This window comes from Mesorhizobium sp. M4B.F.Ca.ET.017.02.2.1, from assembly GCF_003998955.1.
In the GTDB taxonomy this organism is placed as follows: Bacteria; Pseudomonadota; Alphaproteobacteria; order Rhizobiales; family Rhizobiaceae; genus Mesorhizobium; species Mesorhizobium abyssinicae.
This window is the reverse complement of the sequence record NZ_RZOF01000701.1, coordinates 1-515: the sequence shown is the minus strand read 5'-3', so window position 1 is coordinate 515 and position 515 is coordinate 1. Positions and strand designations below refer to the sequence as shown.

Below are 515 nucleotides of genomic sequence, written 5' to 3'. Positions count from 1 at the left end.
GCCTATGAGGATGTGGCGCTGCTCTCGATGGCCGGCGACTACGAGCGCGCCACGAGGCGCCGCACCACCGCGCCACGTACGCCGGCGTTGGCGGACGATGTGTTTGCGGGTGGCGGCGTCATTCCAGCACGGTCCGGCGACACGCCACTCGCCATCCCGCTCACCGCCGAGACCATTCCTGCCGGCGACACCGCCGAGATCGTCGTCACGCTGGATGCCGGCGCTGCCGATGGGGCAAACGTCAAGGTTCACGTCAACGGCGAGCCGATGGCGATGCGGCGGGACGGCAACCGCTACACCGGCCGCGTCTCCGTGCCCGCCGCCACGCATCAGGGCTTCCACAGCGTCTGGCGCGGCGCTTATGGGTCGATCGTCACGGTCGTGGTGCGGCTGCCGGATGGGCGCAGCGCTGGCTCCTATGCTGTGGCGGGCGGGGTCGGGGGGGGGGGTGAAGCTGCCCATCTCCCCCCTTGTGGGGGGGGTGGGCGGGAGGGCCGAGGGGGGCGCGGCCCCGC

The 515-nt window shown here is 72.6% G+C and carries 1 pseudogene; it reads left to right on the top strand.

Annotation, left to right across the window (positions count from 1 at the left end):
- Positions 1 to 515, top strand: a pseudogene (locus tag EN738_RS35830) (hypothetical protein); the annotation flags it as partial.